The 8040-nt window shown below is 58.0% G+C and carries 6 protein-coding genes and 1 riboswitch; all 6 genes read right to left on the bottom strand.

The genetic code is table 11. The annotated features are described in order from the left end of the window. The coding region (ligA, locus tag NW856_RS11835) for an NAD-dependent DNA ligase LigA (RefSeq protein ID WP_414400440.1) at positions 1-1338 on the bottom strand (1338 nt) is incomplete at its 3' end. Between the two features lie 32 nt (positions 1339-1370). Next, positions 1371-3422 (bottom strand): ArsA family ATPase, encoded by a 2052-nt coding sequence (locus NW856_RS11830; RefSeq protein ID WP_414400439.1) that lies wholly within the window; start codon positions 3420-3422, stop codon positions 1371-1373. Between the two features lie 122 nt (positions 3423-3544). Further along, positions 3545-3952, bottom strand: a complete 408-nt coding sequence (locus tag NW856_RS11825) for a hypothetical protein (protein ID WP_414351961.1) — start codon at positions 3950-3952, stop codon at positions 3545-3547. Between the two features lie 237 nt (positions 3953-4189). Beyond that, positions 4190-5059 carry a (2Fe-2S) ferredoxin domain-containing protein gene (locus tag NW856_RS11820; RefSeq protein ID WP_414400438.1) on the bottom strand — a complete coding sequence of 290 codons (870 nt, stop codon included), beginning with the start codon at positions 5057-5059 and terminating at the stop codon, positions 4190-4192. An 11-nt stretch (positions 5060-5070) separates the two neighbouring features. Further along, positions 5071-5478, bottom strand: coding sequence for a DUF1636 domain-containing protein (locus NW856_RS11815; RefSeq protein WP_414400437.1), 408 nt, complete (start codon positions 5476-5478; stop codon positions 5071-5073). Positions 5479-5606: 128 nt separating this feature from the next. After that, entirely contained in the window at positions 5607-7577 is a 1971-nt protein-coding gene (locus NW856_RS11810; protein ID WP_414400436.1) for a TonB-dependent receptor plug domain-containing protein, read from the bottom strand. A gap of 41 nt (positions 7578-7618) precedes the next feature. After that, positions 7619-7771: riboswitch (cobalamin riboswitch) on the bottom strand. Between the last annotated feature and the right edge of the window lie 269 nt (positions 7772-8040).

The following is an 8040-nucleotide window of genomic DNA, read 5'->3' as shown; positions in this document are numbered from 1 at the left end:
GCGCAACTTAGCCGGGCACTCGGGGTTGGGGCAGCGGGTCACGGCTTCGCCGGGGGGACGAACCAAAGGGGCGTGGCATTCGGGGCACTGGCTGGGCAGGCTGTAGGGAACAGCGTCGGCAGGGCGCAATTCCTTCAGGATCCCGACCACCTCCGGGATGATCTCCCCGGCTTTGCGCACGATGGCAGTATCGCCGATGTGCACATCCAGCTCCCGCAGGCGATCGGCATTGTGCAGGCTGGCGCGGCTGACAAGGGTGCCGGCCAGAGGAACCGGCTCCAACTCTGCCACCGGGGTGACGGCGCCGGTGCGGCCTACGCTGGCGAGGATGGCGCGGATGCGAGTGGGAACCTCTTGAGCTGGGTATTTGAGGGCAATGGCCCAGCGGGGAAATTTTTGCGTAAAGCCGGCCTCCTCCTGCAGCCGCAAGGAGTTCAATTTCACCACCACCCCGTCGCTGGCGTAGGGGAGCTGGGCACCCCGCCATCGCTCATAAAATTGGATCACTTCTCCCAAGCCCCGACAGACCTGGGAAAGGGGGTTGACTGGAAATCCCAATTCCTTGAGCTGCTGCAGACACTGCCACTGGGTTTGCGGGGGATCCCCGGCAGGCCATCCTTCCGGCCAGTGGAGGGCGTAGGCGAAGAAGCTGAGCTTGCGGGCAGCCACAACGCGGCTATCCAACTGTCGCAAGGTACCGGCAGCACAGTTGCGCGGGTTGGCAAAGGGGGGATCCCCGGCGGAGCAACGCTCCCGGTTAATCCGCTCGAACTCGGCCAGGGCCAGATAGACTTCCCCCCGCACCTCCAAAACGGGAGGCGGATCTGCTGTCGCCAGCCGCAGGGGAATCGAACGAATGGCGCGCACGTTGGGGGTGATGTCTTCTCCGGCCTGTCCGTCCCCCCGAGTAGCACCCCGCTCCAAAAGACCCTCGATGTAGGTTAGGGCCAAGGCGGCGCCATCAATCTTCAGCTCACATACATATTCCAGCTCTCCCTCTGTCCCGCCGTCGGGAACAGGGGCACGGCCCAAAACTCGCAGCAGGCGCTCTTGCCACTCCTCCAGTTCTTCTGGGTTGAAAGCGTTTTCCAAACTGTAGAGGGGGATGCGGTGGAAGACGGTGGGAAAATGCTCTGCAGGTTTTTCTCCCACCCGCTGAGTAGGGCTATCGGGAGTGACCAGTTCAGGGTAAGCCCGCTCCAGCTCTTGCAGCTCGCGGTAGAGGCGGTCGTAAACGCTGTCTTCCAGGATGGGCGCATCGTGGACATAGTAGGCAATGCTGGCCTTCTGCAGCAGGGTGCGCAGCTCGCGGGCGCGTTCTTCCAACTTGGGATCCATAACTCCTTGGGTGAGCAAGGTCTACCCCTAGGTTAGGGCTCCTGAGGAGCCAATAAGTAGGAGCCGATATTCTCCAAGCTGGGAGGATGTAGGAAGGGGATGGTCAAGATGGCCTGCTGGGAAAATGGCTGGGGGAGCTGGGCCAGAAGAGTCTGGTGACGACGGCGGAGGGCCTCTCCAAAGGGGGTAGAATCCTCCAACCACACCCGATTGAGAACGGCGTAGGGATGAGGGATCCCCAAAGCATCCAATTCCGCCAAGAGACGCTCGGTTTCCGCCAGAACTGCTTGCTCGGGGTTAAAGACGGGGATAAAGGTAACAAACTGGGGATCCTGGAGCTGCTGCCGGAGCTGTCGCACCTGGGCCAAGAGCTCCCGCATCCGCTGCGCCCATTCCGGCCTGCCCACCACATCCCGATATTTCAGCCACAGCTTCAGGGCCAAGCTTACCCAGCCCTCCAGAGCCTGGGGCATCTGCAGAAACCGCAGGAGATGGCCTGTGGGGGCCGTGTCCAGCACCACCAGGTCAAACTGCCCGCTCGTCTCCTGTCGGAGAACACTCAACAGGGCCATCACCTCATCCAGGCCGGGTGGAGGCATCTGCAGCAGTTGCCGCCACGCCTGCGGGTCGTATTGGACTTCCACCCCTGCCGTCCCCTCCCCTGCCAAGATGGCCGCCACCTCCTCCAGGTAATCCTGCCGGAATTGCTCCAGCACCACCGCCGCATCGATCTCCTGCCCCAGCAGGTTGGGCAGCAGGGGGATGGGATCCTGACCCAGTTTCGTCTGAAACAGATCCCCCAGCGAGTGAGCCGGATCGATAGAGACCAGCAAGAGCTGCTTGTCGGGATGGCGCTTGGCCAAGGTCCAAGCCAGGGCCCCGGCCACCGTCGTCTTGCCCACACCCCCTTTGCCCCCCACCAACACCAGTCGGATCCCTTGGGCCAAAAAGTCCGGTAGAGCCGGGATCCCCTTGAAGGAAGGGAAGAGGGTGGAGAAGAGAGACTTTCTCTTCTCTTGGCTCTCTGCTTTTTGCTCTGGGATCCCTTCCAACTCCAGCAGCACCTCTGGCAAGGGGCGAAGCTGCTGAACCAGCTCATCCAGGGCCGCCAACCCAACCGGCTCCTGCAGTTGATAAGGACAGACCCAGATAGAGTATCCGGGCAGCTCCTCCTGTAGGGCTTTGAGCACGCGCCGCTGTTCCTGTTGCCGCGCCGAGTAGAGGGAAGAGGGGAGAGCGGTGGGCAGTGAGGATTGACTGGTATTTTCTCCTAGAAACAGCACCTGATTGACCAGAAGACCGCCGATGGGCACGCGGCGGTTTTGCAGTTGCTGACAAAAGCGGCGGGTTTCCGCCACGCTCAACTGCTCCGGGATCATCACCAGCCAAGCAGAAGTGCTCTCCGGATTGGTCAAGCGGGCTTTGCCCCCCTCCAGTTCCCTCTGCAACTGGGCTAAAAATGCATCCGCCTCATCCGGTCGATAGGTGCCCGTCAGGGCTTGGGCGATTTCCCGGTGCTTGGCCTGAAAGGTGGCAAACACAGCCAGCAGATTATCCAAAAAGTCGGGCAGCTCCAACAGCCGCAGGGTGTGCCCGGTGGGGGCCGTGTCCAGGATGACCGTATCCACCTCCTCCCCAGCCAGCAGCCGGTTGACCTCCAGAATGGCCATCAGCTCATCCACCCCCGGCCACGCCAAATCCCAGATCGGCAGCAGATCCTCTCGGCCAAACCAACTGCCCCGCTCGGCAATGAGCTCCAGGGCCGGCCCATAGGTTTGCCGAAAAGATTGCAACAAAATCTCCGCCTGCAAAGCCCGCACCTGTAAATTGGGGCGATCCGGCAAGGGTTGGGCCACATCCGTAACCGAGATTTGCAGCACGTCCCCCAACGAGTGGGCGGGATCTGTGGACATCAGGAGCAGACGGCGCTGGGGATCCACCTGGGCCAGTTGGCGAGCCAGCGCGCAGGTCAAGGTTGTTTTGCCCACTCCTCCCTTGCCGCTGAACAGCAGGAGACGTTGGGAAGGAGAGAGCAGAGAAGGACGGTAGGCACTCCTGCCACTGTTGAGATGAGAAAGCTGCAAAGGGATCCCCTCCCACACAGGTCGCCCCTATTTTGGCCTGGATCCCTCTTGGGGATGCTCTAGATCACTGCAAAGGTGCTCCGCACCGCTGACGGGATGGGAAGAGCTTGTACGGGAGCAGCTCACCGCAGTTTCTCCTCTCCAAGCCACACCCGGCGACGTCCTCTGTCCCACACCAGCAGGGTGTGGATCCCAATCCAAAGTCCTGTCCACAGCCAGTTGTGCAGCCAGATTTTGCCCAGAATGGGCAGGGTCAGGCCCTCCGTTCCCCCCAAAACCAGGCCGGCGGCCAAAATCAGCCCTTCAAAAGCCAGAAACCCCAAGATGAGCATGGCCGGGATCCAGAGATAGTTCAGCAGCAGTTGCCTTGGCCGAAGCGGCTTGGACTGAGAAAACAGAGGTCGGTAACCGCCAGCAAGAGCAATCCCCACCGTGCCGATCCCCAGCACCAACCCCCAGGCAAACGAATCGGGAGTGCGGGGATAGTTGTGCCAGGTGTAGCCAAAGATTTGGTTGGCCAGCCAAATCATCAAAGCACTAATGATTGCCCTTTGGCGGGTTAAAGTTGTGCCTGCAACAATACCAACAGTTACAAAAGGAAGGGTACATGTATAAGCAATATTGCTGAGACAGCCGACGGTGGTAAACAAGCTGGGCCAGAACCAGCCTTGGGCCAAATCTTGAGCAGCTTGTATCCAAAGTGGGGCTGAGATCAAGCGGCAAGATCTGGGGATAGGTTGAGCACTCGATTGCAGGCCAATCATGCTTTAATCTCCTGGAAAAAGGTGGTCTTTCAGAGGACAGCTATTAAGCAAATGCTCAAAAACAATTTGCCGAGCTACTTGGGGAGTAACCCGCTTGTACCAGGTGCGATCCCCAGAGTAAAAAACCACGGGCCCCTGTTGGCAAACTTCCAAGCAGCCTGAGGTGATAACCTGTACGTCCAGGTTGGCTTCTCGAAGAGCCGATTCCAGAGCTTCCACAACCGGTTGGTAGTTGCGGGAAGGATAACAACGGCTGGAACGACAAACGGCAAGGTAGGGACGTTTAAGAGGGTTATCCTCATAGGGGATCCGCTCTTTCCCCTGCACATAGATGGCGCGGATGCGCTCGTAAAGAGAAAGCTTTTGGTAATCTGCTTTGCCTTCCGGCAGGTAGTCTTCCTCTGGCCCCAAAAAGGGGCTGGGCAGAAAAATCTGCAGCAAAGGTTCTTCTGCTCCATTCCAGAATTGGATCCCCCACATGCGGGGCTGACCTTGGGGATTGAGGCGCCGGTAGAGAGCAGCACGGCTAACCAATCTTTTGCGGCGCAGCTCCGGTAGAGTCTTGCGGTGGGGGCCGCCTTGGTGCTCCTCCAGGCACAAATGCAGGTGCCAAGTTTCGGTGGCAACGGTTAGATAGCCATCGTAGAGCACGCACAAAGCTGGAGGTTTCTTGAAAGCCAGCTCCAGCACCCCGCCTTCCGCCACATGGCCCACCTGGATCTCGGCCCAGTGCTCTTGAAACAGCTCGTAGAGCAACGGCCCCAAGCAGTCAATATGGGCAGGGATCCCTTCATAAAGGGTTGTCCAACCCGTTAAAGAAACTTCCTGCCAAGTTTGATGGAGAGGGGTTATCCAGGGCGTGAAAGCGGCCATGAGAGAGCTCCTCAAGGTAGTGGTGGAATACGAGTAATCACCTCTTTTTTCAGAGGGCGCTCGGCCCAGGGTAGGATCCCATCCAACTTGGTTAGGTAGAGCTCTGCTGTCTGCAGAATGAGATCCACATCTTTTGGATCGAGATCTCCAAAAACATAGGTCATCTTTTGAGGTGCTGCCAACGCAACGACACAAGCATGGCTGCAGCCGCTCATACAGGCAACCGGCTTCAGGGTCAGTTGAGGATTGAGGGTTTGAGATTGCAGGGCAGACAGCAGCATTTCTCCCTTGCTAATCCCTTCTTTTTGGCCGTTAACCCACCGAGATCCGCAAGTGACACAAACCCAAAGACAATGGCTGCTGGGTTGCTGGGCAGCGCTGCCAGCTTGGATGGGCAACTGGGAAGTTGATCGAGACATGGTGCTCCTTGATATAGTCATAGGTTTCTGTCCAAGCAAAGGGTGTGAGAAGAGGCAAAGACGATCTCAATGTCTTGGCCAAGGATTCAGCAGTGAGTTAGACAGCTAAAAGTCAGCCTCAAGTCGCTCTAAAATTGGCCCCTTAAATTAAGCCGAACGGTGCGACCCACTCCGGGGTAGCCGGGGAAAACCTCATATTGCTCATCCAGCAGGTTATCAACCCCCACTTCTAGAGCGAGATTTTCTGCTACTGGGATCCCTCCCCGCAGAGCCAGGTTGGTGTAGCCGGGCAGAGATTGGGCATTGGCGTTGTTGGTAAAGAAAGTGCCAATGTGATGCAGGAAAACTGAGGCATACCGATCCTCTGCATCGCGGTAGCTCAGGCCCAGGTTGAAGCTGTCTGCTCCCACGAAGGCTAGCTGTTTGCCAACCGCTTTGGGATCCAGCGCCGAGCGGATGATGGGATCGTTCAGGGTGTAGTTGGCAAAAAGAGTCCAGTTTTCCCCCAATCGCAAATCCAGGGCTGCTTCCAAGCCCGTGTATTCCACGAGCTCAATGTTTTCGTAGGTTCCCCTGCTCGGGCCGGTGCTGACAAAGGTAATGCCATCGCGGATGCGGTTATGGGCAAAGGTCAAGCGCAGTAGGCCAAAATCTCCCAAAGCCTGATCCAGGCCAATGTCAAAACTCTCTCCCCGCTCCGGTCGCAAATTGGGGTTCCCATCTACCTCAAAAAAGCCCCGCAAACGAAAGAATAAGTTTGAGATCAAGGGGGTGCGAAAGCTGCCGGCATAATTGGCCCTCAGGGTGGTGCTTTCTGCCAAAACCCAGCGGATCCCTGCGGCGGGAGAGGTGGCCGAACCGTTGACCAGATTGCTCGAATCTTGGCGAACACCTAAGTTGAGATAAAAGTTGGGCTGTGGCTTGTAATCCAGGCGGGCAAAGAGGGCCCCTTGGTTCACGGTATTGTCGTAGTTGACATTGGTGGATCCCCTGGCAAAGGAGAAGGTGGTGTTGCGAGCTGAAATGGATCGGTAGTCTGCTCCTAGAGTAAGCTCCAGGTTTTCAGCAGCCTTCCAGGTGTATTGCAGTTGGGATCCCCACCCCGTTCGCAGGATCTCATCCCGGGATCCCTGGCTTTGTGGGGCGCTGAAGCGATAGTTGAGGTCGTCAAAAAATACCCTAGCTTGCAGGGATCCCCTCTCTTGATCCCACAGCCAACTGAGATCTAACAGCAGGTCGTTGGTGTTTTGCACTGCATCGGGGGAGGGAAACTCGGTGCTGCCAGGCACCTGAAACGCTTTGTTGAGATAAAGGGCATTTCCGGTTAGGACTTGGCCTTCTGCCAATTGCCAGGTGAGCTTGGCTTGTAGGTTGTGGTACTCCACTGCCGAGTTCTCCCGCCTGCCTGCTTTGCTCAAACGCCTAATTTCAAAAGGAAAGTCGTTGTTGCTCTGCAGACGGCGATAGCTGACCACCCAGCCCAGATCCTGCGCTTGGCCGCGGTTTTGGATCCCTTGCTCGTTGAGGCCGTAGCTGCCGATAGCCGCTTCCAGCACGGTCTCGGATCTCGGCTTTGGATCCAGCGTCACGATGTTGATGACCCCGCCAACGGCATCGGAGCCGTATAAGGTGGAGCCCCCACCTGGAGAGATCTCAATACGCTCGACCACATCTGTAGTGATCTGAGACAGATCGAACCCGCCAAAAAAGCCCAGGTCGTTAATGGGGCGGCCATCCAAGAGCACCAACACCTGGGCCGTTCGTCCTCCCCGCATAAACTGGGAGCTAAGGGCTCCCAACTGGGTTCCTGCCGTGCCGTCGCTGAGGATCCCGGGCAGGTAGCGCAGGGCCTCCTGAGCCGTTCTTGCCCCTTGCTCTCGAATTTGCTGGCGGGTAACGACGTAAACCGGGCGGGAAGAATCCCGCAGCAAGCCGGGGCGACGAAAAGGCGTGGTGACGGGTTGATTTAAAATCTCGGCGCTAACGCCGGTTTCCAAAACCTCTTGAGCTGAGGGCGGGGAAGCTGCCGGCTGCGCCCACGCTGGGATCCCCAAAACAAGACCCCCCAGCGCCAGGCTGAGACCTAGAATGGGATTCATTTTCTTTCTTGAAGCTCCTGATTCCGTGCGACGCGGAAGAAAGACGAGCCAGAACCGCAGGCGGGCATCCTGACTGAGGGCATAGGTCTAGCCCAAGCCCATCACAGTTGCGGCACAGCGCCGGATTTGCACCGGACTTTCCCCTTTACATACCCTGGCTGATCCCCAGGACAACCTGTCGGTACAGCTTTCTCTGCGATTGCTCCGAAAAAGCCGTGCTAGGCATCATACATCCCCTGCTCTGGAGTTCCTATCCTGCCAGGGGGGATGTCATCCCCAGGGGTGAACGGGATCCCAACGGCAATCCCAGGGCTTCGGATGGGCCACATCCCATTTAGGCCAGATTTCTTCACTGCTTTGTAAGCAGTTGAAGGATAGCCCGCTGCTACTCCAGATCGCGAGGCCCAGGGATCCCTTAGCCTTTTAGAGAACAGAGCATGACTCTAGTCAATAATAAGCTCAA

The organism is Synechococcus sp. R3-13 (genome assembly GCF_047462195.1).
In the GTDB taxonomy this organism is placed as follows: Bacteria; Cyanobacteriota; Cyanobacteriia; order Thermostichales; family Thermostichaceae; genus Thermostichus.
This window is presented reverse-complemented; position numbering and strand designations above follow the sequence as displayed.